Below are 26,520 nucleotides of genomic sequence, written 5' to 3' on the forward strand. Positions count from 1 at the left end.
ATCGCCGGGACGATTGGAAACGTGCTGTGCGGCCGGCTGGTCGATCGCTTCCCCAGTCGCACGATCGTCAACGTGGCCCTGTGGATTGCCATCGTCAATTTTTGCGCTTTGCCGTGGACCTCCATCCATGTGATGAGCGCTGCCATTGCCCTGACGATCTGGGGGATATGTGGATGGGGCCTCATCGTGCCGCAGCAGCACCGGCTGGTGGAAATCGCGCCGCACGCAGCACCGCTGGTACTCGCCCTGAACAACACCGCCACCTATACCGGGCTTGCCTGCTCGGCCGTGCTCGGCGGGCTGATGTTGTTGTTCATCGATCGGCATTACCTGAGCATCGTTGGCGCGGGCCTGATTGCGGTCGCTTTTGTGCTGTCCGAGGCCGCGTATCGCTATCGTGAAAGCGGACGCGGCCCGGAGCCGGCCGGCAACCTCGACAGGCGAAATAGCCCACCGCGGGCCACGTGACCCGATGGGCTGTTCGCCTTTCTCCGGGAAAGCTCGCGGGCAGCCCCACTAGCAGGACCCGAATAGTGAATCGAATCGATTCGCTTCCAGTTTGTCCCCGGCATGACAGCTAAGGCAGGCGGCATGAAGCGTCCGGTTCATGCGTTCCCTGCCTGCGCGCCCGGTCGTCTCAGCGCGGTCAACCAGCGCTGCAGGCGTAGCGGCGCTGTGAACCTTCTTGTTACCCAATGGAAGATGATTAGATAATGAGCAAACAGGCAGACTTTACGGGACGGGACGTCTACGCCAGAACTTTCGATGCCGACGAAGTGTCCCTTGCTTCAATTGCGGCAAGACTGGAAGCGCGAGGAAGGCACCGGTTCTTCGACCAGGTCATTAACGACTACATGGACGTACTGGCCCTGAGCCGGAACGAGTCGATACTGGACTTGGGCTGTGGCACCGGGGTGATCGCGCGCGCACTCGCGAAGCGCTGCGATATCAAGGAGCGCATCACCGCAATCGACATTAGTGCGCACCTGGTCGAAATGGGAGCACGCCTCGCATCCAAAGAAGGCGTCGCCGACAAGATCGATTTCCTGGTCGGGGACGCGCATTCGATCGTTGAACCGCAAGGCAGGTTCGACGTCGTCATCATGCACACGCTGTTGAGTCATGTCGTCGACCCCGCGACGGTGCTTCGGGAAGCTCAGCGTCTGCTTCGCCCGGACGGCCGGGTCGTTGTCTTCGATGGCGACTTCGAGTCGCTCACGTATGCGACGGACGCGCCTGATGGCGGCGCCGGGACGGACCGGCTGCTGGGAGTGTCAGGGCACACCCAGGGCAGAGTGATGCGCATGATGCCCCGGCAGTTCAACGAAAACGGCTTTCGGCTCGAGTGGTCTCGGGCCTATGTCGCCGCCGATATCGGCCGAGCCGATTTCTGGGCCTCCAGCCTTCCCACGTTTCGCACGCTGTTGCCGAAAGCCGGTGTCATGTCGGAGCAGGAAGCGAACGAGTATGTGGACAAGCTCGAACGCGCGTCGGCGAACGGACAGTTCTTTGCCTCCTGCAACTTCTATACAACTATCGGGCGGCGCCTCGACTAACGAACATGGGGCGTCATCAGGGCGACGCCTTTAGTCATGTAACGGTCGCCGTGGAACGATGAAGACTGCTCCTGAGGCGCGGTCGGCCTGAATGGAGCAGGTAGCAGATTATCGAAGGTGAAAGCGAGTGGATGCGAAGACACAGTTGGAAAGCGGCCAGGCACGGGAAGACAGCAGCAGAAGTTCCGTTAATCGGTCGTCGGTCACGGGGTGGGTGATTGCCGGACTTGCGACGGCGGCTATAGGGTTTGGATGGTTCGTCCACTCACGCGGCGAAAGCGCTTCCTCTGCTGACACGCGACCGTCGGCGCTGCCTCAGGTGACCGTGAGCGAGCCGCTCATGCGCAAACTCGATACGCGGCTGGGCTTCCTTGGACAGTTCTCCGCGGTCGATCAAGTCGAGGCAGCGATTCTCGCCAGATAGCGGCGCGGAGGATCTTCGTGAGGCCATCTCGTGTTGCCGCACGGCTATCGCTTCATCGAACCACGGGCCCGCGCCCGGTTCATCGGGCGCGATGGACGGATGATGCCCGCATCTATTCCAGTGCCCGCGTAACCGCCGCCTGCGCGTGCAGTGCAGTGGTGTCGAAGACCGGCAGCGTCACATCTTCCTGCGAAATCAGGAGGGCGATCTCCGTGCAGCCGAGAATCACGCCACCCACACCCTGCGCCCGCATGTTGTCGATGATGAGCCGGTAGGCATCGCGTGACGCGTCGCGCACGATGCCGTGGCAAAGCTCGTCGTAGATCACCTGGTGCACCAGCGCGCGCTCCTGCGCCTGCGGCACCACCACTTCGATGCCGTGCCGCTCCTGCATGCGGCCTCGGTAAAAATCCTGCTCCATCGTGAAGGCCGTGCCCAGCAGCCCGACGCGGCGCACGCCCGCGTCGCGCAGTGCCTGCGCGGTGGGGTCGACGATATGCAGGAGCGGAACGTCGAGCGCCGCTTCCAGCGCCGGCGCCACGCGATGCATGGTGTTCGTGCAGAGCAGGACGAACTCCGCCCCCGCGGTCTGCACCTGCAGCGCCGCCTGCGTCATGTGCTCGCCGAGCTCATCCCAGCGTTGCGCATGCTGCAGCGTCTTGATCTCCTCGAAGCTGACCGTGACCATCACGCTGCGCGCGTTATGGTGGCCACCCAGCCGCGATTTCATGTCCACGTTGATCAGGCGGTAATACTCAGCCGACGATTCCCAGCTCATGCCGCCGATCAGTCCAATCGTCTTCATTTCATCTTCCTTGCGCGTGCCGCGCTGTCGAGCCGCAGCCAATATAGCAGTACACGTGCTGCGCCTCCATTCGGTGCGATGTTTTCCGCGACCGAACTTTCTGTCGAAAAGCGTTGGCTGGCGAACAACACATTTCAGATTTCCATGCTGGCACGAAACGTCCATACCGCCGCCAGTAAAGGCGCAGGGGTACATGGCACGGTCGATGCATTATTTGACGCCGTCAAGAGTCGTCTATTGACCAACATCGGGCGGTGCGAGGTGTGTCATGTCCAGTGCTCAGCAACAAGCCAGTAGTGCAAGCAGCAACGGGTCGCGCGCCATCTCATGGCTGCGTGCCTTAGGGGTGATCTGCGGTGCGCCCAAAACGTTATTGCCCTACGTGCTTCCGTGGCTGCTGGGAAGCCTGACTCTCGCGTTCTGCTATCTCGTCGTGCAGGGCGTGCTCAGGCAACAGCTGCTGGTGCCGCCCGTGGAAACGCCGCCGTCTCTGGCCGAACGCGGCTACACGTCCAGTTTCCTCGCCGAAAGGATCATGTCCGAGATGCGGGTGATCGGGCGCGACGCCGGATCTATTCCCCACGACGCGCTGACCGTGAGCGAAGCGCAGCCCGATATCCAGATTCCCGGTCAGGACCTGTCCTATGCGACAACCGTGCGCTTTCTGAAAGACGTCGTCGACCGGAAGGACGTGGTCGTTCATATCGGCATCACGAAGCTTGGCGATGCCGCGGATTCCTACGTGGCGCACGTGCAGATAGAAGGCGGTGTGTTCCGCTCGCGCCAGGGCGAGGTGCCGTTTGCGGGACGCGACATGGACAGGTTCGTGCGCGATATCGCCGCGCAGGCGATGCGGCTTGCCGAGCCGAACATACTGGCCAGCCATCTGTTCACAGAAGTGCAGAAGACGAAATGCTCGCTCGCGCAATGCAACTACGGTGAGATCGTCGGCATCTACGATGAAGTGCTTGCGCTGCCGGCTTCGAAGCAGAGCGAATGGGCGGAGGCAGGCAAGGCGTGGTTGCTGGTCAGCCAGGGCCTCGCGAAAGAGGCGGAAGCGCAGAGCCGCGATGCGCTGCGCCGCTACGGGGACTCGGCGATCCTGCGGGCCAGCCTCGGCATTGCACTCGAGCAGCAGCACCGAATCGACGACGCCCTGGAGCAACTCAGGGCGGGTGCCAGGAAATCATCGAGAACCGCCGAGAACCTGCGGCTGCTCGGCGACGTGTTGCTGCATGCGCATCGTTATCCGGAGGCGCTGAAGGCTTTCGGGGAGGCCGACCGCATGCAGCCGGACTCGGTCTACACGCTGCACGACTGGGGTGAGGCGCTTATCGCGGTCGGGCGCTACAACGATGCGATCGCAAAGTTCTCTCAGGCCGTATCGCTTCGCCCGGATCTGGCGCCGTCGTATGCGGGGTGGGGCCGTGCACTCGAACTCCTTGGCGAGGTGAGCGAAGCCGCCCGCCGGTATGCGCAGGCATCGAAACTCGACAAGGCCGTGCGCTCGCCGCACGAAGACCATATCGCGCGGCTTGGCAAGGAGTATCAGGAGGTCAGGCGTTCCGATACGCCGGCTCCGGATGCGGCGCGCCGTCCACATTCGAATCCGCCCGGAAGACGTCAGCCAGAAGCAGCACAAAGCCCGATCGGATGGACCGCGATGCTGACGGCTTAGCGCAAAGGCATTTTGTTTAGCAGTATCACGTAGCAGCAAGGAGACGGTAAATGAACAGCTTCGACGATGCGTTCAGGGCCCTGATCGGAAGCGAAGGAGGATATTCCTTCCATCCCGCGGACCCCGGCGGCGAAACGATGTGGGGCGTGACGGCACGCGTTGCGCGTAGCTTCGGTTATGCCGGCGCGATGAAGGACCTGCCGCTCGAAACCGCAAAGCAGATCGCCAAGGAAAAATACTGGGACCCGCTGCATCTGGATGAGCTCGATCCACGGGTCGCCTTCCAGATATTCGACGCGAACTATAACGGCGGCCTCGTGGTGTTGTGGATGCAGAAGGCGTGCGGCGCTCAGGAAGACGGCAATTTCGGCCCGGACACGCTGGCCGCGGTCAAGAGCGCGGACCCGATGAGATTTGTCCTGCGATTTGTGGCGTATCGGCTTCGGTATCTGCGAAACCTGCATACGTGGCCCACTTTCAGCCGCGGATGGACGGACCGTATGGCAACCAACCTTCTCCTGGGAGCAGCATGATGGACTGGTCAAAAGTAGCGTCAAGGATCGGCAGCACGGCCCCTTTGCTTGCCGGCCTGATAGGCGGCCCGATCGGGCTGGGTGTGACGGCCGCCGCCGCGATCATTTCCCATACGCTGGGCACGCCCAACGATCCGCAGGCGATCGAGACCGCGCTGAACGACCCGACGGCACTCGACAAGCTCAGACAGGCCGAAGGCGCCAACGCGGTGCAGTTGCAGCAGCTGGTGGTGACCGCAGCGCAGGCCCGTCTTGCGTATGAGACCGACATGGCGCGCATCCAGGCAGGCGACAGGGCCGATGCGCGCGCGATGGGGATTGCCAACAGGGACTGGGTACCCAAGGTCCTCGCGATGGCGGTGACCGGCGGCTTCTTCGGCATCCTGCTGCTGATGGCGTTGAGGGCCTTGCCTCACGAAAACCGCGATTTGGTGAACGTGGTGATCGGCGCGCTCGGCACGGCGTGGATCAGCATCATCGGCTATTACTTCGGCACGTCGGCGGGTTCGATGAGAAAGACGGAGCTGCTCGCCAAGCCTAGTGTACCGATCACCGCGGACAGTGCGGTCACGCTGCGGGAACCGGCGGCGCCACCGGCACCGACGCCCCGGCCGCATGCCGGAGAGAGCGCGCCTCACGCCGACATGTTCCCGGCGTTTGCGCCAGGCGGGCAGGGACCGATCTTCACCGGCGGATCCTGATCCGAGGTTGGGCTGGCCGGTGCGCGATGTGCTGTCGCGCGCACCGGCCGTTGGTGAACGCTTTCCTGATGTCCCGTTCTGGTGGTCGGCAACATCACACGGTTGTGCAATTGCGCTCCCGTTTTCACGGGGGCGACGAAACGCACCTTGTCGAGTCCATGGTTCACGGCAATTTTGGCTTCGAACTGGAATGAGCCCTACGTGGATCGCAAGGGCCGCGAGCGATTGTCCTCTTCGTGCCTGTACGACAGCAAATAGTCCTCAAAACGGCAAACTGGCCTGTGCCCACACGCGCGTTCCTTGGGGCCGGTTGCGCGCATGGAATTCTTGCTGCAGCTTCACTGCCACGGCGATCTTCGGCGTAAAGCTGTAACGGAAATAAGGCCCCAGCGCGTCCACACGGCCTCGATTGCCATTGCCGTTGACGACCACGCCGTTCTGCTTGTCGTCTGTGGTCTGCCGGTAGATATAACCATTGACGCCCGCCGCGAAAGCCGGCGTCACGCGATAGCCGACACTGAACTCGATCGTCGCCTCGTCGCCGGACTGGTAGTTCGTGGTCTGATTTCTGGTATTGAAGCCATAGCGAAACTTCGCACTTATATCGAGCTTGTCAGTCGGAAACCACGTCAGCGCATAGAAAGGTGCCACCTGGTAGTAGTTCCGGCCGATGTTCACGGCCGCGCTCGCGTTGTATGCGCCAGTCGCCAGATGAGTGTCCACACCCACCGTCTGGTGGTATGTCTGGCTGTGCCAGCCAAGAATGATCGGAACCAGTACCGTGTCCGCCAGGCCCGATCCGTGGCCCCCCTTGTCGAGCGGACTCAGGGGCGGGGGACGCGCGATATCGAGTGTGAGGTCCGTCATGGAATACGCCTGGATGAGCCGTGTCTCGATGTTGGCGCCGAAAATCCTCACGCCTGGCCAGACGAAAGACAACCGCACCGCAACTGCATTGGCCTGAACCTTGAAGGATGCCACCCGTGGGTTGTCGTTGCCGTTGTTGTCCTTCAGTTGTGAGGCCGTGTAGTACTGGTAGTAGAGAAACGTATGCAACCCCTCAGGCAGCATCATGCCGGCGTTGAAGTTCGTCTCGACACCTATCGGATACGAATTCCCCCCGCCTTCGGTGGCAAGCACGTCGATGCTGCCCATTGCAAGCGTCGCGATGACCGCCAGTTTGAGGCTTAGTGGCGGCAGCGAAGCACGCACGGCATGTTTCGGCAATGGCTCCACGGCAAGCTGCTTGTTCACAAACGGTCTCCTCGATGGTCGCCCGCGGACAAACGGAATTGCCGCTGTGCCAGCGGTGTTCATGCCGGCAGGGACGTCAATCCGTCCGACGAAGACGTTCGATATGCTTCATGTGGTCCCGTCATGCGCAGGCGATGCCAGCTTTGCCTTTTCGGGCCGCGCATGCTCCCGGCCGCCGTGACTTGCACTGGCCGTCCCCCGATTTGGGCCGTGCGCGACGTCGCCGGGCGAACACCCGCCCGCCGCACGACCGCGCGGCCGTGCGCCACGAATGCGACGGAGGCGTTGCCTGTCTAGTTGCTCTTTACTTGCCGGGATTAAGTACGAAGTCGAAGTCCAGCGTATAGCTGCCATCGGGTTGCGCGAGCCAGTCCCCCACCAGTGATTCGCGCACGCCGAACACGGCGTCGGAATCCAGGTACTGATCGCCTTTGCGGAAAACGTGGGTGACAAGTGTTTCGTAGCGCGGCGCCTTGATCATGAAGTGAAGATGGGCGGGCCGCCAGGGATGGCGTCCGGTGGCGCGCAGCAGTTCGCCCACCGTGCCGTCGGAAGGGATCGGATAGGCCTCGGCGACGATAGTCCTGAAATGAAAACGCCCGTCGGGGCCGGACTTCAGTACGCCGCGTGCCTGCGGCTCGTCCAGGCCCGGGTACTGCACGTCATAGTTGCCTTGCGCGTCGGCCTGCCAAACTTCGATGACCGCACCGGCGACCGGCTCGCCATTCAGACCCTTGACCGTGCCTCGTACACGGCAAGGAATGCCGGCGGCGCCATTGGCCACATCATCGCCATCCGCGTAATGCGGCGCGCCGTCCACGTGGAACGGGCCGAACACTGTGGCCTCGGTGCATCCGGCGGGTTTGTCGTTGTTCATGGCCACGGTGAGCATTGACAAGCCGAGCACGTCGCTTAGCAAGATGAACTCCTGACGCTTGTCGTCGCACATCTGGCCGGTGGCAGTGAGGTACTGGATTCCTTTGAACCACTCGTCCTCGGTCAGCTCGACCTCGCGTGCGAACGCGTGCAGATGCTGCACCAGACTCGTCATGATTTCCTTGAGACGCTCATCCTGCGTGTCTGCGAGGCGTTCGATGACAGCCTTCGTGATCGTGTGTTGATTGAGATTGCGCATCTTCGTATTCCCTAGGTTATCTTATGCGGGTCAGTTCGCTACGTCACCCTGAGGCCCCGCCTGGACAGGCGCGTGCGCTGGCCCGAGCGACCGGCGCGCCGCTTCGCCGGGACCTTCGCCGGATCCCCGTCAGTCAACCCACACCGGTTGCCGGCCCGCGTCGCCGACGTGTTGCCCGTGGGAATGCGTTCTGAACGTTATTAACGTCCCGGGTTGAAAATAGACTAGGCTAGACGGAATTTCTTTACTACTGACGAGCGGTCATGGACACTATTCCTCAACGGAATGATGACGAACTGAGCCTGAACCACCTGCAGGTCCTCGACGTTCTGCTGACCGAATGTAGCCTGACCAAGGCCGCGCGCGTCCTCAACCTGACGCAGCCCGCGCTCAGCAAAACGCTCGCACGCCTTCGCCAGTATTTCGGCGATCCGCTGTTCGTGCGGGTCGCGCTGCGCATGGAGCCGACGCCGAAGGCGCTCGAACTGGCGGAGCCTGTCCGGGCCATCCTCGAGCGGATGCGCACACTGCGCTCGGAGCATGTCGCGTTCGATCCGAGAACGTCCAGTCGCGTGTTCCGCTTCTTCATCGTCGATGCGGGCGCGGTGAGCATGCTGCCGGCCTTGATCAATTTCCTGCGCACGCATGCCCCCACCGTTCATGTGCAGGCGGTGAACTGCGACGCCCAACACCTCGATCTATGGCTGGAATCGGGTCTCGTGGATCTTGCTATCGGTTCGTTTCCGACGCTCACCCAGGGCATCCGGCGGCAGCCGTTATGGACTGAGTCTTACCTTGCCGTCGTCAGTGACGATCATCCGCGTCTGGGGCCTTCGCCCAGCGCCGAGGCCTTCGCCAGTGAAAAACATGTGCTCGTGTCCGCGGTCGGCACCGGCCACGAGCACCTGGCGGCGGAGCGCATCATCGAGGCCGTGGTGCCTCGCGAAAACATTGTCTGCCGGGTCCCCATGTTCGCGGCCGCGGCGCACATCGCAAAGCACTCGGATGTCGTCGTGACGATGCCGCGCACGCTTGCAGAAGCCATAGCCCAGGACCTCCATCTCCGGTTGGTCCAGTTGCCCATCGAACTGCCGAAACTGGAAATCGCGCAGTACTGGCATGACCGGGTCCATCGGGAGCCCGGCAATCAGTGGATCCGGTCTGTCTTCCGCGAACTGTTTTTTCGGCCAGACGCATCGCGGCCTGACTGACAGGCGCCTGATCGCTCGATGACAAACGGTTATAGCGCCCATTTCTGTCCAGCCATGGACGCCCGCCACTGCGGCTCATAGGATTTGCCAAGGGTCGTCGTTGGGCGCGGACACAGCCGTCCGGGCCGCCCCTTCGCGAGTCGGCTACTGGCAAAACAAAGGGCGACAGGCACATGAAAATCATCACTGAGGCAAGCGGACCCGTGTCACCGGCCGCCGTCGTGTCGATCGGCATGTTCGACGGCGTTCATCGCGGGCATCGACGCGTCCTGCAACGTTTGCGCGAGATCGGGCAGAACCATGGGGTGCCGACGGTACTGGTGACGTTCGATCCGCATCCGCGTGCCGTGCTCCGTCCCGACTCCGCTCCGCCGTTGTTGTCGAGTCTCGCCGATCGCATGGAGTTGCTCTCGGCGACGAGCGCGCTGGACTACTGCCTCGTTCTGCCTTTTGATAGAAGCAGAGGCGAGCAAACGGCAGACGACTTCGTCAAGGACACGCTTGTGCGGCGCCTCGGCATCCGCGCGCTGGTCGTTGGCGAGAACTTCATGTGTGGCCGGCGCCGCCAGGGCGACGTGAGCCATCTGCGAGCCCTCGGCGCGAAACTCGGCTTCGCGGTGCATCCGGTGCCGCTGCGCACCTCGTTCGATACGAGTCTCAACCACTGCTCATCGAGCGAAACCCGGCGCCTCATTCAGATCGGCGATGTCACGAGTGCGGCGGTCCTGCTCGAACGTCCGCATGAATTGACCGGTGTCATTACCCGTTCCGCGCAAACGATCAGCGATCCGATCGATGTCGTCTTGCCGGATGGGATGTGTACTCCTGCTGCCGACCACTACGCAGGCGCGGTGAGGAAAAAGGGAACCGCCGCGCCCTGGACGCCCGCGATACTCCAGGTAGGTGAAGATCGCGTCGCCAAAGGGCGATCGGTCCGGCTGGTGACAGCGGAGGGCCTTGCGGTCAGTTTCGGCGAGCTCATGACTCTCCGGTTTTTGGGGCGGGCAAGCGATTCCCGGGGCGGTCGTACGGCCGACCCGGCGCTGTCCTCGCCGGACCTGTGCAACGGTGCCATAGTCGCTCACGCCGCGTCGTAACGGAGCGCTCCGAGGCCCGCGCAGCAGCACCTTGCATAAGGGGCAGAACCGCCGCGTCTTGGCACGACCGCATCGGACACGCATTTCAGGCTGTTGGCGCACACGTAGCCGACGGCGAAGGCGCGCTCAAGCGACGCGGTGTTCTTGTCTGCGTCACTCACCAGAGCAATGTCACCGATTGTGATCTCGGTTCGGGTTTCATTCTCTGAGTGGCGCCAGCCGGCACATTCCGGATGCCCTGCGCCTTTCCATCCTCTCGCCGAGAAAATCTTCGCATGCCTGCACCCTTCCCAAAGTCGCGAATGGACAGTTTTAGAGTCCTGTGTGTGTTTTGCTGCGTCATCGCGCTGGCCTATTGGATCATCGTTTGTCACGGGGGCTGGATCTGGTTTGCTCCTCTCGCCGGCAGTTGCGTCATTGCGTTTGGGCAGCCGGAATCACCGATGGCGAGAACGAGGAACATGATTGGCGGCCATCTGTGCGCTTTCGCTGTCGCAGCCTTCATGCGATCCCTCGTGCCGCACGAAGGCGTTGCCATCGTTGCCGCCACCTGCATTACTTTTGCGCTGATGCTGACGCTCGACTGTCTTCACTCGCCAGCCGGCGCTACGCCCGCGTGTGTTTGTCTTTCGACGGCGCCCTTGCCAGAAACGGCCACGGTGCTTGGTGTCGGGCTGGGATTGACCGTCATCGCGCAATCCATCATGAAGCGGATCGCAAAGGGCAGGGCGCATCACTCCGTGGAATAGTCTCTATGTCGCGCCGTCCGTAGAAAAAATAAATAGGTCAGCCAATAATGCGTTCAACCACCTGCCAGCATCAGGTGGAGACAAATCTGAACAAGGAGACTTGTCATGTTGCAGCCTCAAGCGCGCAAACCGGTACGCGATCCCGAAACGTTCATCGGCGAGTTCGCATCGCACGGACCGGAGTTGCAGCCGGGATGCGTCACACCCCAGGAGTTCCGGGAAGCGCTCTCGCGGGCGGTGACCCCGGTGACCGTCATCGCGACGAGCGGGCCGAGCGGCACGGCAGGAGTGACGTGCTCCGCCGTGTGTTCCGTATCCGATACCCCACCCACCGTGCTGGTCTGCGTCAACCGGAAGAGCTTTGCCAACGGCATCATCAAGGCCAACGGCGTGCTGACCGTGAACTGGCTGAGTGCCGCGCAGAGTAGCGTGTCTCAGCTCTTTGCAGGCGTCGGCGCCGTCCCGATGGAGGAGCGTTTTGCGCCTGGTCAATGGGCGGCCCTTGCCACCGGTGCGCCTTCCTGCAAGGACGCCCTGGTGTCGCTTGACTGCCAGGTGGTCAGTGCCATGGAAGTCGGCACGCACAGCATTTTTCTCGCACGCGTGGTAGCGACGGTTCAGGCCGAGGATGGCTATCCGCTGGTTTACTGCCAGCGCATGTATGCAACGACACAACCCACAGAGTCTTAATCAGGCTTTCATTCCACCTAGGAGACATTCAATGATCCGTACCGGAAAGCAATACCTGGAATCGCTCAACGACGGGCGCGATGTATGGGTAGGCAACGAAAAGATCGACAACATCGCCACCCACCCCAAGACCCGCGATTATGCGCAGCGGCATGCGGATTTCTACGACCTGCATCACCGGCCGGACCTGCAGGACGTTCTTACCTACGTGGACGAAGACGGCGAGCGCCGCTCCATGCAATGGTTCAGTCATCGCGACAAGGAGCAGCTGCGCAGGAAGCGCAAATACCATGAAACGATCATGCGCGAATTGGCTGGCGCGTCCTTTCCTCGCACGCCGGACGTCAACAACTATGTTCTGGCGACCTACATCGACGATCCGCAGCCGTGGGAAACGCAGACCATCGGTGCCGAGGGCCGCGTGCGGGCAAGCAACATTGTCGATTTCGTCAAGTTTGCCAGGAAGCACGATTTCAATTGCGCGCCGCAATTCGTCGACCCGCAGATGGACCGCTCAAACCCCGACGCTCAACAGAGGTCGCCGGGCCTGCGCGTCGTCGAGAAGAACGAGAAGGGCATTGTGGTCGACGGGGTGAAGGCGATCGGCACCGGGGTCGCATTTGCCGACTGGATCCATATCGGCGTCTTCTTCCGGCCGGGGATTCCGGGCGAGCAGGTGATCTTTGCCGCCACGCCGGTCAACACGAAGGGCGTGACCATCGTGTGCCGGGAGAGCGTGGTCAAGGAGGACGCAACCGAGCATCCACTGGCCTCGCAGGGCGATGAACTCGACGGCATGACGGTGTTCGACAAGGTCTTCATCCCATGGACACACGTGTTTCACATCGGCAATTCGGAACACGCCAAGCTGTATCCCCAGCGCGTCTTTGACTGGCTGCATTACCACGCCCTCATCCGCCAGATGGTGCGTGCCGAATTGATGGCCGGCCTGGCGGTGCTGATCACCGAGCACATCGGGACCAACAAGATTCCCGCAGTGCAGACACGCGTGGCCAAGCTGGTCGGTTTCCATCAGGCGATGCTGGCCCACGTCATCGCCAGCGAGGAGCTTGGCTTCCATACGCCGGGAGGCCACTACAAGCCAAATATTCTCATCTATGACTTCGGCCGGGCCCTCTATCTGGAGCGGTTCTCCGAGATGATCTACGAGCTCATCGACCTGTCGGGCCGCAGTGCGCTGATCTTCGCCAGCGAGAAGCAGTGGAACGATGGCAAGCTCAATGAGTGGTTTGAACGAATGAACAACGGACCGATTGGCAAGCCGCACGATCGTGTGAAGATCGGCCGCGTCATTCGTGACCTGTTCCTGACCGATTGGGGCAACCGGCTGTTCGTCTTCGAGAACTTCAATGGCACGCCCCTGCAAGCCATTCGCACCCTGACGATGCAACGGGCGGAGTTTTCGGGCGCCGGACCATACGCCAAACTGGCTCGCCAGGTCTGCGGGATTGAACTGGAGGAGGCCGAGCAGACGGACTACAAGGCCACGGCCGACTACGCCAAGGCCCTCGATTCGGCACGTCATCAGGAGCAACGCGCGCTGACTGAAGCCTTCGCGAACTAACTGCGTGCGTGATATCTGCGGCCGGAAGGCGGCGTCTTGCATTCGTCCACCTGTCCGGAGCTGGTCAGGTGCGCGAGCGTTGACGCGGGATGCAGCACCGCTCGCCCCAGCATCACGGAAACACTTTGATTTCATCTCAGGAAAAAGCCAGAACATGTCGAACCATGACTTCATCGATACCGTCTTTCGCAATGCCCGCAGCCAGAATGGCTGGCTCCCCAGGCCCGTCGGCGATGAGCAACTGCGGGAGATCTACGAACATATGAAATGGGGGCCGACGTCGGTCAACTGTTCCCCGGCGCGAATCGTGTTCGTGCGCAGCGTGCAGGCCAGGACGCAACTGAAGGAAGCGCTCAGCCCGGGCAATGTCGAGAAGACCATGAGCGCACCGGTGGTGGCGATCGTCGGCTATGACACCCGCTTCTTTGAACATCTGCCCTCGCTGTTTCCGCATAATCCGGCCGTCAAGGGCTGGTTCGAAGGCGAAGGAAAGCAGGCTTTCGCCGAGACCACGGCGTTTCGCAACAGTACGCTGCAAGGTGCCTACCTGATCACCGCCGCGCGTGCTGTCGGCCTGGACTGCGGTCCCATGTCGGGCTTCGATCACGCCAAAATCGACGCTGCGTTTTTTTCGGGCACCTCGGTCAAGTCGAACTTCATCTGCGGCATTGGCTACGGGGATCCGGCGAAGATATTCGCGCGCAGCCCTCGCCTGTCGTTCGAGCAGGCGTGCGGACTCGTTTAGACGAGCTTACGCAGCGTCATGGCTTTTCGAGCAAGCTGCGTGATCTCGTGGACCGCCTCGCCGCCGATGCGGCCGCAGTGGCGGCGAGTGTTTGATGAAAGCCCCATGATGGAGATGCCGCAGTGAAACCTTTTTCATACGTCAGCCACCCGCAGCGCGTGATCTTCGGGGCGGGTTCGATTGGCCGTCTCGATGCTGAGATCGATGGTTTGGGCGCGGGTCGGGGACTCGTGCTGTGCGCCCCAGGACAGCGGGCGGATGCTGAACGCGTGGCCGATATGTTGGGCCCGCGTGGTGCCGGCATCTTCGATCGGGCGGTGATGCATGTGCCCGTGGAGGTGGCCCACGAAGCCCGCGACGTAGCGCGGCGGCTTGGCGCGGATTGCGTCGTGGCCGTGGGCGGCGGCTCCACGATCGGTCTGGGCAAAGCGATTGCGCTGACATCCACTCTGCCCATTCTCGCCATCCCGACCACTTACGCCGGCTCGGAGATGACCTCCATCTACGGCATCACTGAAGCCGGTCTCAAGAAGACCGGGAAAGATCCGCGAGTGTTGCCGCGCACCGTGATCTACGACCCGGAGTTGACCTACTCGTTGCCGGTCGGCATGAGCGTGACCAGCGGCATCAACGCCATTGCGCATGCGGCGGAGGGCCTGTATGCCATCGACGGCAACCCCATCACGGATTTGATGGCGGAGGAGGGCATCGCCGCCCTCGGCCGTGCGTTGCCGGTGCTGACGGAGGGCGGGGACGCCGTCGGCGTTAGCGACGCACGCGCCGAGGCGCTGTACGGCGCGTGGCTATGTGGCACGGTGCTGGGCAATGTCGGAGTGGCTTTGCATCACAAGCTGTGCCATACCCTGGGAGGCAGCTTCGGCTTGCCGCATGCTGAAACACACACCATCGTGCTGCCGCACGCACTTGCCTACAATGCGCCGTCGTCGCCGCGGGCCATGGCGCGCATCGCTCGCGCACTCAACGGCGCCGGCGCTGCGCAGGCCGTGTTCGATCTGGCCCGCAACAATGGTGCACGGCTGGCGCTGAAAGACATTGGCATGCGTGCCGAGGACCTGGACCGCGCGTGCGACATCGCGCTGCAGAACCAGTATCCCAATCCGCGGCCGCTTGAGCGCAATGCGATCCGTCAGCTCTTGCAGGATGCATTCGACGGCAGGCGTCCTGCGGCTTGATCAAGAATGACGCCGGTTCGCGGCGCTTTCCAACCCCCGGCGATTTGCGCAAGAGGATCATCAAATTGTTTGAATTACATCAAAGCGAAGCCCGCGGCCGTTCCAACCATGGCTGGCTCGACTCGCGTCACAGCTTTACCTTCGCCGATCACGTCGATCCCCGCAATATGAATTTCGGTCCATTGTGTGTGATCAATGAAGATCGCATCGAAGCCGGCACTGGTTTTGGCACCCATGGTCATCGCGACATGGAAATCATCAGCTACGTACTCGAGGGGGAACTGGCCCATAAGGACAGCATCGGAAACGGCAGCGTCATTTTGCCAGGCGATGTGCAGCGCATGAGTGCGGGAACCGGCGTCATGCACTCGGAGTACAACCACACGCAAGACCGCCAGACGCATTTCCTGCAGATCTGGATCGAGCCGAACGTACGAGGCATTCCCGCCGGATATGAACAGAAACACTTCCCGCCGGAGGAAAAACGTGGACGCCTGCGACTTATCATCGGTCCAGACGGATCGGACGGTTCCATCACTCTGCATCAGGATGCGCGCATTCATGCGGGCTTGTTTGACGGCGACGAAGCCGCAAGCATGGCGATTTCGCGGGGGCGCCGCGTCTATCTGCATGTCGCGCGCGGCGTCATCACCGCCAACGGCTTCGCACTGAAGACGGGTGATGCATTGAAAATCGTGAATGAAACGCAAATCGAACTGGTGAAGGGACAACAGGCGGAGGTGCTGCTGTTCGATTTGCCAGGATGAGCGGGAGGACCTCGTTGCTCAATCGATATCGACAACTTCAATGCGCTGGAAGACCGGCAAGGAATAGACGCTGCAAGTCCGTTACGATGAAGAGCCGGCACTCTGGCGCGAACAAGGACTTTGCAGGCCTCAAGTATGCGCAAGGACCTTTGAGCTTCAGACGCATGCTGTAGTGAGCTTCTATCAGACCGTAGGGGGCGCAGCTTGCTTGGCGGATCGTCTCGCCTGCGATCCAGTTTTTGTTTTCGGCGTGGCCGCATCGTTCGGTACGAACCCGGCTCGTGCACGCTGCGGCTGCCGGGCATCCTGGCGAAGGTCGTCGACGAAACCGGGCATGAGGCGCCGGACGGTGATGAAGCGTCCGCTGTCGTCGATTGCCCGACATCTGGACCGACCCTGACCGCTAGGAAATGACGCCTTCGTGGCACCGCTCGCCGGCGCATGTGGACAACGCGTGCGTGAGCCTCGCAAGACTAGCTCGAGGGATCGCGAAGCCGGTCCATCCGAGCCCCGAGTGTCTGAAAAAGATCACTGCGCCATCGAACAGCTGGTTTCCTTCGATGTGCCAGGAGGGGGCGCTTTCAATGACATACTTGTGCGTGCGTGAGGGAGACGTAGATACCTGTGGCTGCATCTCTGTGCGATAGGTGATCAATTCCCCGATTAATGCATCGACCTCAGAGGGATCGAGCAGGACGTTGCATTGGTTCATCGTGATAAGCAGGGAACTCGAACCATATTGATTGAGCACCTCTAAGGTCAACTCCGGTGGCATCTGTCACCTCTAGCAAGAGTATAGGGTCCGGGCTATAACGCACGGGTATTGAGATCCTGCGCGTGGTTGCGGGTTTGCGATGCCGTCATCGCATCCGGAGACGCACGTGGAGGACGCCCCAGCGTCCCTCGTCTTCACCACAACGCGAACGACTTCTCAGACGACTTAGTTGGGCAACCCCAGGCGGGTTTCCACCGCATGGATGTAACGCGCGAGTCCGTCACGAAGTCTCAAGGCGCCGGTCCTGGGGATAGCGAATCCCGCCCATCCCGCGCCGGTATCCCTTAGGAACAGTACGACGCTCTCGGAGGCGGGATGCGGCTCCGCGTACCAGCAAGGATCGATCTCGATTGCATACTGACGACGGCGTGACACGTGCGCGGGCACGGCTGGTTGAAGGACTGCTCTGACCGCGCTCAGTTGTTCGATCAGGGCATCCACATCGCTCGTGTTCAACTCCGCGAAATGCTTTCCAATCTCTAGACGCACCGTACTTGACCCTTCTTTCCTGATGAATTGTGTTCGCATTGTCTGAATGCTCGACCTGGATGACGATAACATTGCTCCAATTATGTCCTCCTTTCCGTGTGCTTCCTTTAAAGAAGCGATCCAGCATCGTGAAACTGCTTTTATTTTTAAACGGGCTAGTAAGAAGGAGGAGTCCAGAAGTTAAAGGAATGTTCATTTGCCCGGTTACGTGGGTTCATGGTGAAACGTTGATCATTCGAAGGTTACCCAACGAACCTAACGATCATGAATCAATTGCAAGCCATGCGGATCTTCAGTCGCGTCGTCGACCTGCGTAGCTTTGGGCTTGTCGCGAAGCAGTTAGGCATGTCGCCGGCTGCCGTGACCAGAAGCGTAAGCATGCTCGAGGCACATCTGAATATGCGCTTGCTCAATCGGACTACCCGAAATGTGTCCCCTACGGACGAGGGGCAGAGCTATGCGGCTATTTGCAAAACCATCACCGATCAGTTAGATGAGGTGGAGTCAGCTCTCGTACGGGCTCCACGAGACATGAGTGGGACGCTGCGTATCGTCGCGTCAACGGTCTTCGCCCATACTGGTCTGACGCGATTACTCACGACGTATCGGGCCCTACACCCGCGCATCGGATTTGACGTGACCACCTACGACACCGAAGTCGACATGCTTGAAGGAGAATTTGACATCGGTTTCACGACCCAGCATGCACCGGCCAGTTCTAGACTCGTCTGCCGCCAACTCACCACATTCTCCGAGATCGCAGTGGCCTCACCGGCCTATCTTGCGAGAGCGGGATCTCCAGCCAGTCCGTCTTCCCTCGACGGTCACCGACTGCTATGTGCAACCGATATGGCCGTACGATTCTGGGAATTCTTTGATGATCTCGGTGTGCAACGGGTTTCGGTGAGTGCCGCGGTGCACGCGACAAGCAGCGAGACCATCCGACTGGCCGCGCTTGCCGACATGGGTGTCGCGTTGCTTCCGGCACCGCTCGTGAAAGACGATCTTGCGGTGGGCAGACTGCTTCCGATACTTGGCCGATACCGAATTGCCAGTGGCGCAAGAACCGTATCGATCGTATATACCGGAAAGAGCTCCCTGTCCGCTAAGGTGAGAAGCTTCGTCGAGCACGCGGTTGAGCAATACCGCGCGTCAGAGGATACCCCAGCACTACGCGTCGTGGCGTGATCCTGTTGACATGACTCTAGTCCCAAAAGAGTTGAGCGGACGGTGACTGAAGCAGCGATATTCTTTGTGAAAAGACACGGAAAGCTAATCGTCATAAAAGTGGACACACCGTGCACCCGAAGAGTACGGAAGAGCATCCACGTCGATAAAACTCACGGCAAATAGCAACGACCGCGCGACGAATTGCTTACAAGATAATGGGGTTCATTTTTGAACCCGCTTACATCAGCTGATATCCATTTGGCATTTACGCAGCAAGGGCTCGTGCCGGAAACTTAAATCAAGTTTCATGAAAATATTGTCCGCTTTCTAGGCGCAATGCCATAAAGTTGTCTTGAACGCACTTGCGGGCCTCGCTTTCAAGCGGACCTGTGAATGGTATCAAGGATGTTATCCATGAATTGGCTACGGTTGCCCCCGACGCAACGCTGGTGCTGCTTTTGGGAATGCCTGTCGGCAAGGCAGCCGGGACCGTTGCCTGGATGGCGCTCTGACATTTCGCGTTCCCAAGACAAGTGATGTGGTCAGCGAGAACAGGCAACGCAGTGCCCACTCGAGGGTGCCGACTACGGCCAGCCGCTTGTCAACTCACTTCTCCACCGAGCTTTGGATCTACGCCGCGCGCTTCGTGCGGAGCGAACCACGGAGCAGGAACAATGACCATATCACATGTATTGACCGTAGAAGACGATCCGCTGACCGCGAACGAGATCGTTGCGAAGCTCGAGCAATGTGGATTCGCGGTGGAATGGGTCGACAACGGACGTGATGGCCTTGCGCGTGCGATGGGGGACAACCATGACATCATTACCCTCGACCGGATGCTCCCAGGAATGGACGGCCTTACCATTCTTACAGCGATGCGCGCAGCCGAGATCAAGACGCCAGTGTTGATGCTGAGCGCGCTTGGCGACGTCGATGAGCGCGTGCGCGGACTGCGGGCAGGTGGCGACGACTATATTACTAAACCCTTCGATCCCGATGAGTTGTCGGCGCGCATAGACGTGCTGCTGCGCCGACGTTCGGATCAGCAGCCGAACGATACGACGCTCGAAGTGGGTTCGCTAAGGGTAGATCTGATGTCGCGCAGGGTCACGCTCAACGAGGTAGAAGTTGCATTGTTGCCCACGGAGTACCGCATCCTTGAATTTATGGTCCGGAACTCGGGCCAGACGATCACACGGTCAATGCTGTTCGAGGCCGTATGGGGCTATCACTTCGACCCAGGTACGAATCTGATAGACGTTCATATGGGCCGATTGCGCCGGAAGATCGACCCGCAGGGTCTCGAACCGCTCATTCAGACGGTTCGGGGTCGCGGGTACATCCTGACGTAGATTGCAGTTTGCGAAGTTCGGGCTCACTCACGCGACATGCAGGCACCCGTGAAAGTCCCGCGTCACTGGCCAGTTATCGGCTTTACGGTATCGGCAGCGCCAACCCCCGGATCGGTCACGACCATTGAGTGCTGGCCTCACGCCCTCAGAATGGCGAATCAAAAACCAAGCAGCGAGCTGAATAGAGTTTAAAGAATGCGAATTCTTCTTGTATCGACGACGCGCGCGGAATCCGCGTATCTACATAAAGCCTTGCGCGAAAGCGCGCATAGCCTGCAACTCACCAATGATGTCCGCGACGCCGTATATCTGGCGTCGCAGGACACGTTCGACGCAATTCTGATCATGGCTGCAAATCATGCGCAAAGGGAGGAATTACAGGGCAGCTTGCCTGTCTTCTCCAGCCTGGCGAATTCGCCATCCACAATCTTGATGCTCGGCCAGGCTGCGCCCGAGGAGCGCGTACGGATGCTTCGAGCCGGAGCCGACGCCTGCTTCGTACAGCCGTACTCGCTCATCGAGATGCAGGAAAGGCTCACGGCCCTGCGCCGGAATAACCAATGTCGCGCGCGGACCTACGCTCGCGAGTCGCCAATCTGGCTTGATCCGTTGACACATGAAATTGTCGAACAAGGCCAGCGGCTTGCCGTTACCACGCGCGAATATCTGGTGATCGAATGCCTCCTGCGTAGCGCAAATCGTCCGGTAGCGCGCGATCATCTGATTCGTTATGCCTGGGCGGAGGCCGACGAGGTCGCCCCGTCGACGGTCAACGTAGTCATCTCCCGGCTACGCAGGAAATTTCAGCTTCAGGGTTTCACAACACGCATCGAAACCATCAGCCACTACGGGTACCGTCTGCGGCCGAACCCAGCATAAGAAGCGTGGCGGAGAACGCCGGACGCTTCCCAGCTTCACTATCCGAAATACGGCGTGCAGTAGTCGGGAGGGCCAACGCATTCGTTAGGGTTTGAGTTTGCTGTGGGTAAAGCGCATCCCGACATTAAAATCGAAACGATGGCGCAGCATATTATGGCGCGACTGCTCAAACGAATTGCGGTTAGCGTTCGCATGATGTTCCTCCCTATTCATTGCAAAACGACTGGATGGCCCGGGCTGAGACGCCGGAGTGATCGTCCGACGTTATGCACAGGCTACCGGCTGCGCACTATCAAAGCGGGAAATCAACAGTGAAACGTCTTTTACATCGCGCCAGCGGCAGAACACTGTCGATGACTTATAAACGTGCGTAAAGGCGAGCGGAGCTTCGACGCATACTCTGGCTTTCGGTACGGCTATGCAGCCCCGAGCGTTGACGCAGGCTCGTCTGATCTGATGCACGCACCAAGCATGTGGCGGGTGTTCGTCGATGATCCCGGGCCGTTGCACTCACCGACTTTACGATCCGAAGAACGGGTTGCAGACGTAGACGGGCCCTACACATTGGTCAGGGTTTGTGGTGTCGCTCTTCGCCGAAGCGCATCCCGACAATAAAAAGGCAATTGCGACACAGCAGACTATGCCGCGACGACATAGCCCACTTGCGGGTATCGTTCGCACTATCTTCTCCATTCGTAAAAGATCTACGGATCGTCTGGTGTTGCGATGCTTCATCGGTCTCGCGACGTTATGAACACGCGAGCGGCTGATCGCTGTTGAGAGAGCGAAGCCATGGACGATATTTGCATCCAAGGGATGACGCGAGTCCTTCTTATACGGGACGAATGAGGGCGGGTCCGGCAAGATTTCAGCCAGCCGGACCCCCCGGCTTCACGATCCGAAGAACGGCGTGCAGTAATCCGGAGGGCCGACACATTGATTAGCGTCTGTTGCGTTTCCCTGCATGGAAGCGCAACCCGACATTGACAAGGCAATCAAGACACAGCAAATCATGCTTCGACTGGCGAAACTAAACGCACGTAGCGCTCGCATCATGTTCCCCTATTCATCGTAAAGGTACCGGATGATCCGGTATGCGACGCATTATTCGTCGCACAACGTTCTGATCAGGTTAACAGCCGAGCACTATCAAAATGAGAAGGCCCGAATGACAGCTTCTTCACATGCGTACGAGCAGAGACGCCGCAAGTGATGTACAGCGGCGGTTGTAGCGATGGAGAAGGCCTTGACGAGGTGCGGTGCTCGCCGTTCCGGTACCGCTGCGTCGCCCCGGATATTATCCTCACGCAGCAACGCGCGATTCGACGGCGTGGTCATGGGGCCGGTGATGATTTACGGCGAAGTCGATAAAGTGACGCACCTTGGTGGAAAGATAGATGCGCCCAGGATACGTGATAGAAAGCTTATTGTTGACGGCGGCATTACAGAACGGTTCCAGAATTGAAAGCAGACGCCCGCTCGCGAGGTCGTCGCTCACGAGTGGCGCGGGTAGTAGTGCGATGCCCATACCGTCAAGCGTCGCTACCCTGATGGTTGCCGCACTCGTCGCCTGCAAGGCACTTCCGGTTGGAACAAAAAATAGACCGTGTGTATCAAGAAACTCCCACCTGCGCGCACAGTCGTGCGAAACAGCAAGCAAAGCATGGTTTACGAGTTCGGATGGGTGGAGTGGCGTGCCGTGTTTCGCGAGATAGGCGGGCGATGCGACCACGACGTCTGGGAACGTGGCAATCTCCCGGCTGACAAGAGACGAATCGGGAAGACTGCGCCCCACCGCGAAGCCGACGTGAAAGCCTCCGTCGGTCATGCTGATCGGGGTATCGAAAGACGTGACATCAATGCTCACGCTTGGGAATGCCGCCTGATACGCGGCGAGCATCGGACTCAACCCGCACAGTGCGAACGTGGTGGACGTAGCAATGCGTAGCGTCCCGGCGATCTCGCGTGTGGCACGTACGAGGCTTGACTCCATTTCGTCGAGTCGCCGGATGATCGAGCGGCATTCCTCGAGATATTTCCCGCCCGACTCGGTGAGCGATATCACTCGCGTCGAGCGACTAAGCAACTTCACATTGAGGTGTGCCTCCAGCAAGCCGACACTTCGGCTGACAGCCGCTACTGAAATCCCTAACCGTTGTGCGGCAAGCCCGAAGCTCGCGAGATCAGCGGCGCAAAGAAAGACACGCATGGCTTGAAGCTGGTCCATCGTTGTTGGTTCCTGCAATTCAGTGCGTGTCATGATCAAATAGTGGCCGTAACGAGGCACGAACACATTCATTAAACGTTCTTTAGCTTTGGCCGCCGGCTACGACGCGCCTCATCGTGCCTTTGCCGAGCAGTTAACGGGGCCAGTTCGTAGGGTGCAGGCATGGTGAAACTGAGCGGTGCGAGGGCGAGAAATCGATGGTGACGCAACGCAGCTGACCCTCCACAGCGTCATGACGCTGCGGCCCATCGCCCCGGCCAGCCGGGGCTGGTATCTGATGCTCAACAGATTTCCAGTCGATATGCATTCATCGCCCACCTCTGCGTCGCCCCTGAACCGGGTCGAGCCTGGGTTGGTTTGGATGCCGCACGATGTCATGAACTAACTTAAGGACAGTGCCCCGATCCCATAGGCTTTATCCGTGTGTAGAACCTGCTGAATTGGAACGGTTCCTCCGAGGAGGCGCTTTACATCCATGTGGTTATTGTCTCCGTTGCTGCGTTCCGAGACTTCTCGTTAAATAAATCAATCTTCATTCTGAGGAAACCTTCTTCATTTGCACTTCTCGTTATCCTGCGCAGGCCTACCAGCGAATCTACACGTATGAAGTATCGAACTCACGCAGCGTCCGGCTGGCCAGCTCCAGCGCAGCCTGCCGATAAAGCCATGCATTGCCTGGATTCACCATCTTCGAAGCTTATTGACCGCGACGCAGCCAGCTCTGCCAGTCATGAGTCTCGCGACGCGCAGCGAAGCACAGGAAACCCGATGAATTCATCAGATTTAAAAAAATCCGTCCCTCCTACGCGACTCGGGCGCCGCTGGCATACCTCGGCTTTTCGATGGCTGTTCATCTATGCGACCGTCTTCGTCGTTTCCAGTGTGTGCCTGCTGGGCTACATTGAAGTAACAGCGACCGGCGCGATGGAGCGAGAGGCTGACAGCGCGATTCGTTGGGAGCTGCGCTACTTCGATTCCCGCGTGGACACGCAGGTAGCTTCGATCGTGGCGAGGAGAATCGCGAGAGAGCATCTACATTCAGATTTCTACGGATTCTTTGGAGCGGATGGTCGCCATATCGCAGGGAACATTGCAACGATACCCGTAGGCCTGAAGCTCGACAACGTCGGGGAGGCGCACAGCCTGTTTGAAGGTCGCACGCTAACGCTTACGCAGGGCGCGTCCAACGAGATCGTTAGAGTGATCGGCGAGCGCCGCGTCGACGGCACCCAGTTGGTTGTCGCTCGCAACCTGGCGGATGTCGAGAATATTCGTGCGGAACTGATCAAAGCACTCATTGTCGGTGGGATCTTGAGCCTCGCGGCGAGCCTCGCGGCGAGCCTCGCCACGGGATCTCTGCTGAGCCTTAGACAGATGCGCCGAGTAAAGGAAATGCAGCGGGTGACGTTGCAGATTGCACGGGGTGACCTCAAACAGCGGCTTCCGGTAGGCGGACGTGATGAACTGGACATGCTGTCGAGCCTTGTGAACCACATGCTCGGCGAGGTCGAGCGGCTGATGAATGAAATCAAGGACACCTGCGATGGAATTGCGCACGATCTGCGCACGCCGCTCGCACATGTGCGAACCCTGCTTGGCAACCTCGCTGACCATGCGCAGCACTGGGGCGATGAGCGGGCGAACCGTATGCTGGATCAGGCGCGTGTCGAAGCCGAATCCTTGTTGGACCGATTCCGCGCAATGCTGAGGATCTCGGAGATCGGAGCATTACAGCGCCGCGGCGGGTTCGACATGTTGTGTTTGCCGGACCTGATAGCGCAATTGTGCGATCTATATCAGCCGCTTACCGAAGACAAGGAAATCACTCTCGAGAGCAGCGTTGAGGACGTGCCGCCCGTCCATGGCGATCGAGCGCTGCTGTTCGAAGCTTTCAGCAACCTGTTGGACAACGCAATCAAGTTCACGCCCGTGGGAGGACGAATCCGGGTGGAGCTCAAGGCCACCGCCTGCGGTCCGTGCGTCACCATATCGGATAGTGGCCCGGGCATTCCCGAGCATGAGCGCAATGCGGTGCTTCAGCGGTTCTTTCGGGGCGAAGCGGCTCGCCATGTGGCCGGGTCCGGATTGGGTCTCGGCATCGTGTCTGCTGTCATGCGCCTGCACGACTTCGAGTTGCAGATCGGCAGCAGAAATCCCGGTGCAGCGATGACGGTCGAATGCTGGCTGCATACCCTCGGATAGAGGCCAAACGCTGTGAGTTTTTGGCGGTGAGGAACTGGAAGCGTCGATACGCGCTTGTTCGAGGTTTCCGGTACTTCGGGCGCCCAGGGCGCTGGATGCGGTGCAACCGGCGCAACGTGGCGATCGGGAGATCAAGCGAAGTCGCCGGCGCGACGGGAATGAGCGTAGCTACCGCGACGGGCATTTTCCAGTTGAAGATATAGCGGGCGCCGCCGTGTCACCGGTGGCGCTACCGTTTTTGGAAAGCAGTCCGTCCGAGGCAAGAGCTGCACTTGCTGCGTACGTGCATAAATTGCGCTAGCTGCTGCAAGTTTCGTTTGATACTCCTTGTTCAAAGTAGGGCTGACTGCGAGCCTGGGGATCAGCTCGCACTTCAGTGGATCTGGTTTAATTCAAGCGTCGTGGCTTGAGGCTTGCGGGACACGCAGAATCAGTGATGGGCGTACAACGTGCTGTCCAGGTATGCAAGCTGACCATCCTTTTCAGCTTTCACGAGTTCGTGATACACCTGCGCCCGCGTCTCGGGAGCGATCGCCAGACTATCGGGCGGAACCCATTGTCCTGTTTGGTCGAGGTTGACGCTGGCGACGGTGGTGACGTTGGTCGTCGGCGAAGCTTCCGGTTGGGTTGAGGACTGTGCAAAGGCGGATGTAGCTGCCATGAAGCCGAACAGTGCGACGGCAATCGACATTTTCATCATGAACTCCTTGAGATGCGGTGGACGAGATAGGCCGGGCTGCAGCGTGTGACTCAATGCGGTCCCGGCACTAGTAGATTAAGACCGTGGTCCTAGCAAACGAGAAACGTGAATATGAAGAGTTTTTAACGGCTTGAAATGCGACGTGACGCATCGTCGCTCACGCCTGCGGCGGCGACGCCCGTGCGTTCTCCCACCCTTCGCTGAGCGCTTGAATGAGTGTTACCGATGCCTTCAGGCGGCGCGTGCGTAGATCGAGCGTCGCAATCTGCGTGTTGAGTTCGGTCGTCTGCGTCGTGACGACGTCCAAATAGCTGACGGGTCCATCTCGAGACCGCGACAATGGGAGGGGAAGCGCTGGCACAATGCACTCTGGAGCTATCGGCGACAGAGGATGCAGCAGGCGAATTTCAAGAACGCTTCCTGGATGAAGGCGAGGCGCTCAAAGCGAACGCGCAAGCGCGTGAAGTCATGCAGCCAGGCAATTGCGCGTTCAGCGACCCATCGGGCTTTTCCAGGACCGCTGCCGTGCGGCTTGCCGCGAGGGGCGATTTGTGTCGCAATCCCGGCTGCGTTTCGCAGAGGCGATGCCAGATGATGCAG

At 60.0% G+C, this 26,520-nt stretch carries 23 protein-coding genes and 1 pseudogene; 17 read left to right on the forward strand and 7 right to left on the reverse strand.

Translation table 11 applies throughout. From position 1 onward, the window contains the following. Both BG61_RS11015 and BG61_RS39200 read left to right on the forward strand, forming a co-directional pair. Window positions 1-468, forward strand: a 468-nt coding sequence (locus BG61_RS11015) for an MFS transporter (protein WP_035941656.1), incomplete at its 5' end; no start/stop codon positions are given. 245 nt (window positions 469-713) lie between these two features. Next, window positions 714-1,556 carry a methyltransferase domain-containing protein gene (locus tag BG61_RS39200; protein WP_051672423.1) on the forward strand — a complete coding sequence of 281 codons (843 nt, stop codon included), beginning with the start codon at window positions 714-716 and terminating at the stop codon, window positions 1,554-1,556. Between the two features lie 536 nt (window positions 1,557-2,092). On the opposite strand, the gene BG61_RS11030 is transcribed toward BG61_RS39200, so the two are convergent. Next, on the reverse strand, window positions 2,093-2,785 hold the full coding sequence (locus BG61_RS11030) for an aspartate/glutamate racemase family protein (protein WP_035938717.1): 693 nt from the start codon (window positions 2,783-2,785) through the stop codon (window positions 2,093-2,095). Window positions 2,786-3,053: 268 nt separating this feature from the next. On the opposite strand from BG61_RS11030, the gene BG61_RS11035 reads away from it, so the two are divergent. From BG61_RS11035 to BG61_RS11045, 3 genes are read left to right on the forward strand one after another with little or no spacing between them, the layout of a single operon-like run. Continuing rightward, the gene (locus BG61_RS11035; RefSeq protein WP_035938612.1) at window positions 3,054-4,463 is read left to right on the forward strand and encodes a tetratricopeptide repeat protein; all 1,410 of its coding nucleotides are present in this window, start codon (window positions 3,054-3,056) and stop codon (window positions 4,461-4,463) included. A 50-nt stretch (window positions 4,464-4,513) separates the two neighbouring features. Then, the gene (locus tag BG61_RS11040; RefSeq protein WP_035938611.1) at window positions 4,514-4,996 is read left to right on the forward strand and encodes a glycoside hydrolase family 108 protein; all 483 of its coding nucleotides are present in this window, start codon (window positions 4,514-4,516) and stop codon (window positions 4,994-4,996) included. Beyond that, entirely contained in the window at window positions 4,996-5,697 is a 702-nt protein-coding gene (locus BG61_RS11045) for a hypothetical protein (protein ID WP_035938609.1), read from the forward strand. The genes BG61_RS11040 and BG61_RS11045 overlap by 1 nt, the downstream gene beginning before the upstream one ends. Before the next feature lie 261 nt (window positions 5,698-5,958). On the opposite strand, the gene BG61_RS11050 is transcribed toward BG61_RS11045, so the two are convergent. Together BG61_RS11050 and BG61_RS11055 are read right to left on the reverse strand one after the other, a co-directional pair. Then, window positions 5,959-6,951, reverse strand: a complete 993-nt coding sequence (locus tag BG61_RS11050) for a SphA family protein (protein WP_232256413.1) — start codon at window positions 6,949-6,951, stop codon at window positions 5,959-5,961. A 304-nt stretch (window positions 6,952-7,255) separates the two neighbouring features. Next, entirely contained in the window at window positions 7,256-8,086 is an 831-nt protein-coding gene (locus BG61_RS11055) for an intradiol ring-cleavage dioxygenase (RefSeq protein ID WP_035938607.1), read from the reverse strand. A 263-nt stretch (window positions 8,087-8,349) separates the two neighbouring features. On the opposite strand from BG61_RS11055, the gene BG61_RS11060 reads away from it, so the two are divergent. The 11 genes from BG61_RS11060 to BG61_RS11120 all read left to right on the forward strand — a co-directional run bounded on the left by BG61_RS11060 (window position 8,350) and on the right by BG61_RS11120 (window position 20,791). Then, complete coding sequence (locus BG61_RS11060; RefSeq protein ID WP_035938605.1) at window positions 8,350-9,297, forward strand: LysR family transcriptional regulator; 948 nt, start codon at window positions 8,350-8,352, stop codon at window positions 9,295-9,297. Window positions 9,298-9,470: 173 nt separating this feature from the next. Further along, on the forward strand, window positions 9,471-10,394 hold the full coding sequence (locus tag BG61_RS11065) for an FAD synthetase family protein (protein WP_063740973.1): 924 nt from the start codon (window positions 9,471-9,473) through the stop codon (window positions 10,392-10,394). 302 nt (window positions 10,395-10,696) lie between these two features. Then, entirely contained in the window at window positions 10,697-11,143 is a 447-nt protein-coding gene (locus BG61_RS39205; protein WP_052040587.1) for an HPP family protein, read from the forward strand. 105 nt (window positions 11,144-11,248) lie between these two features. Beyond that, window positions 11,249-11,833: a flavin reductase gene (locus BG61_RS11075; RefSeq protein WP_081868039.1), complete on the forward strand. Its 585-nt coding sequence runs from the start codon at window positions 11,249-11,251 to the stop codon at window positions 11,831-11,833. A gap of 31 nt (window positions 11,834-11,864) precedes the next feature. Then, window positions 11,865-13,418 carry a 4-hydroxyphenylacetate 3-hydroxylase family protein gene (locus BG61_RS11080; RefSeq protein WP_035938604.1) on the forward strand — a complete coding sequence of 518 codons (1,554 nt, stop codon included), beginning with the start codon at window positions 11,865-11,867 and terminating at the stop codon, window positions 13,416-13,418. Between the two features lie 154 nt (window positions 13,419-13,572). After that, window positions 13,573-14,163 (forward strand): malonic semialdehyde reductase, encoded by a 591-nt coding sequence (locus tag BG61_RS11085; protein ID WP_035938602.1) that lies wholly within the window; start codon window positions 13,573-13,575, stop codon window positions 14,161-14,163. 122 nt (window positions 14,164-14,285) lie between these two features. After that, the gene (locus tag BG61_RS11090; protein ID WP_035938600.1) at window positions 14,286-15,356 is read left to right on the forward strand and encodes a maleylacetate reductase; all 1,071 of its coding nucleotides are present in this window, start codon (window positions 14,286-14,288) and stop codon (window positions 15,354-15,356) included. 65 nt (window positions 15,357-15,421) lie between these two features. Beyond that, window positions 15,422-16,123: a pirin family protein gene (locus tag BG61_RS11095; protein ID WP_035938707.1), complete on the forward strand. Its 702-nt coding sequence runs from the start codon at window positions 15,422-15,424 to the stop codon at window positions 16,121-16,123. 1,528 nt (window positions 16,124-17,651) lie between these two features. Beyond that, window positions 17,652-18,575 carry a LysR family transcriptional regulator gene (locus BG61_RS11110; protein WP_035938596.1) on the forward strand — a complete coding sequence of 308 codons (924 nt, stop codon included), beginning with the start codon at window positions 17,652-17,654 and terminating at the stop codon, window positions 18,573-18,575. A gap of 656 nt (window positions 18,576-19,231) precedes the next feature. Beyond that, window positions 19,232-19,912 (forward strand): response regulator transcription factor, encoded by a 681-nt coding sequence (locus BG61_RS11115; protein WP_035938594.1) that lies wholly within the window; start codon window positions 19,232-19,234, stop codon window positions 19,910-19,912. A 195-nt stretch (window positions 19,913-20,107) separates the two neighbouring features. Continuing rightward, entirely contained in the window at window positions 20,108-20,791 is a 684-nt protein-coding gene (locus tag BG61_RS11120; protein ID WP_035938593.1) for a response regulator transcription factor, read from the forward strand. A gap of 1,303 nt (window positions 20,792-22,094) precedes the next feature. Here BG61_RS11120 and BG61_RS11125 read toward each other — a convergent pair. Beyond that, window positions 22,095-23,090, reverse strand: a complete 996-nt coding sequence (locus BG61_RS11125; RefSeq protein ID WP_232256412.1) for a LysR family transcriptional regulator — start codon at window positions 23,088-23,090, stop codon at window positions 22,095-22,097. 696 nt (window positions 23,091-23,786) lie between these two features. Between BG61_RS11125 and BG61_RS11130 the strand changes: the two genes are divergently transcribed. Further along, on the forward strand, window positions 23,787-25,220 hold the full coding sequence (locus BG61_RS11130; RefSeq protein WP_051672426.1) for a sensor histidine kinase: 1,434 nt from the start codon (window positions 23,787-23,789) through the stop codon (window positions 25,218-25,220). Window positions 25,221-25,650: 430 nt separating this feature from the next. On the opposite strand, the gene BG61_RS11135 is transcribed toward BG61_RS11130, so the two are convergent. From BG61_RS11135 to BG61_RS39990, 3 genes and pseudogenes are all read right to left on the reverse strand, one after another. Beyond that, on the reverse strand, window positions 25,651-25,920 hold the full coding sequence (locus BG61_RS11135; RefSeq protein ID WP_051672427.1) for a DUF4148 domain-containing protein: 270 nt from the start codon (window positions 25,918-25,920) through the stop codon (window positions 25,651-25,653). A gap of 157 nt (window positions 25,921-26,077) precedes the next feature. Next, entirely contained in the window at window positions 26,078-26,227 is a 150-nt protein-coding gene (locus BG61_RS42770; RefSeq protein ID WP_161783670.1) for a hypothetical protein, read from the reverse strand. Window positions 26,228-26,295: 68 nt separating this feature from the next. Beyond that, a pseudogene (locus BG61_RS39990) lies at window positions 26,296-26,484 on the reverse strand (IS5/IS1182 family transposase); the annotation flags it as partial. Window positions 26,485-26,520 lie beyond the last annotated feature (36 nt).

The sequence above is a fragment of the Caballeronia glathei genome, from assembly GCF_000698595.1.
Classification (GTDB): domain Bacteria; phylum Pseudomonadota; class Gammaproteobacteria; order Burkholderiales; family Burkholderiaceae; genus Caballeronia; species Caballeronia glathei.

Bases quoted from the DNA above. Each gene is read 5' to 3' on its own strand.
- BG61_RS39205 (WP_052040587.1), top strand. From the start codon at position 10,697: ATGGACAGTTTTAGAGTCCTGTGTGTGTTTTGCTGCGTCATCGCGCTG.
- BG61_RS11110 (WP_035938596.1), top strand. From the start codon at position 17,652: ATGAATCAATTGCAAGCCATGCGGATCTTCAGTCGCGTCGTCGACCTG.
- BG61_RS11115 (WP_035938594.1), top strand. From the start codon at position 19,232: ATGACCATATCACATGTATTGACCGTAGAAGACGATCCGCTGACCGCG.
- BG61_RS11135 (WP_051672427.1), bottom strand. From the start codon at position 25,920: ATGATGAAAATGTCGATTGCCGTCGCACTGTTCGGCTTCATGGCAGCT.
- BG61_RS39200 (WP_051672423.1), top strand. From the start codon at position 714: ATGAGCAAACAGGCAGACTTTACGGGACGGGACGTCTACGCCAGAACT.
- BG61_RS11080 (WP_035938604.1), top strand. From the start codon at position 11,865: ATGATCCGTACCGGAAAGCAATACCTGGAATCGCTCAACGACGGGCGC.
- BG61_RS11030 (WP_035938717.1), bottom strand. From the start codon at position 2,785: ATGAAGACGATTGGACTGATCGGCGGCATGAGCTGGGAATCGTCGGCT.
- BG61_RS11060 (WP_035938605.1), top strand. From the start codon at position 8,350: ATGGACACTATTCCTCAACGGAATGATGACGAACTGAGCCTGAACCAC.
- BG61_RS11065 (WP_063740973.1), top strand. From the start codon at position 9,471: ATGAAAATCATCACTGAGGCAAGCGGACCCGTGTCACCGGCCGCCGTC.
- BG61_RS11130 (WP_051672426.1), top strand. From the start codon at position 23,787: ATGAATTCATCAGATTTAAAAAAATCCGTCCCTCCTACGCGACTCGGG.
- BG61_RS11055 (WP_035938607.1), bottom strand. From the start codon at position 8,086: ATGCGCAATCTCAATCAACACACGATCACGAAGGCTGTCATCGAACGC.
- BG61_RS11075 (WP_081868039.1), top strand. From the start codon at position 11,249: ATGTTGCAGCCTCAAGCGCGCAAACCGGTACGCGATCCCGAAACGTTC.
- BG61_RS11045 (WP_035938609.1), top strand. From the start codon at position 4,996: ATGGACTGGTCAAAAGTAGCGTCAAGGATCGGCAGCACGGCCCCTTTG.
- BG61_RS11035 (WP_035938612.1), top strand. From the start codon at position 3,054: ATGTCCAGTGCTCAGCAACAAGCCAGTAGTGCAAGCAGCAACGGGTCG.
- BG61_RS11085 (WP_035938602.1), top strand. From the start codon at position 13,573: ATGTCGAACCATGACTTCATCGATACCGTCTTTCGCAATGCCCGCAGC.
- BG61_RS11125 (WP_232256412.1), bottom strand. From the start codon at position 23,090: ATGAATGTGTTCGTGCCTCGTTACGGCCACTATTTGATCATGACACGC.
- BG61_RS11120 (WP_035938593.1), top strand. From the start codon at position 20,108: ATGCGAATTCTTCTTGTATCGACGACGCGCGCGGAATCCGCGTATCTA.
- BG61_RS11040 (WP_035938611.1), top strand. From the start codon at position 4,514: ATGAACAGCTTCGACGATGCGTTCAGGGCCCTGATCGGAAGCGAAGGA.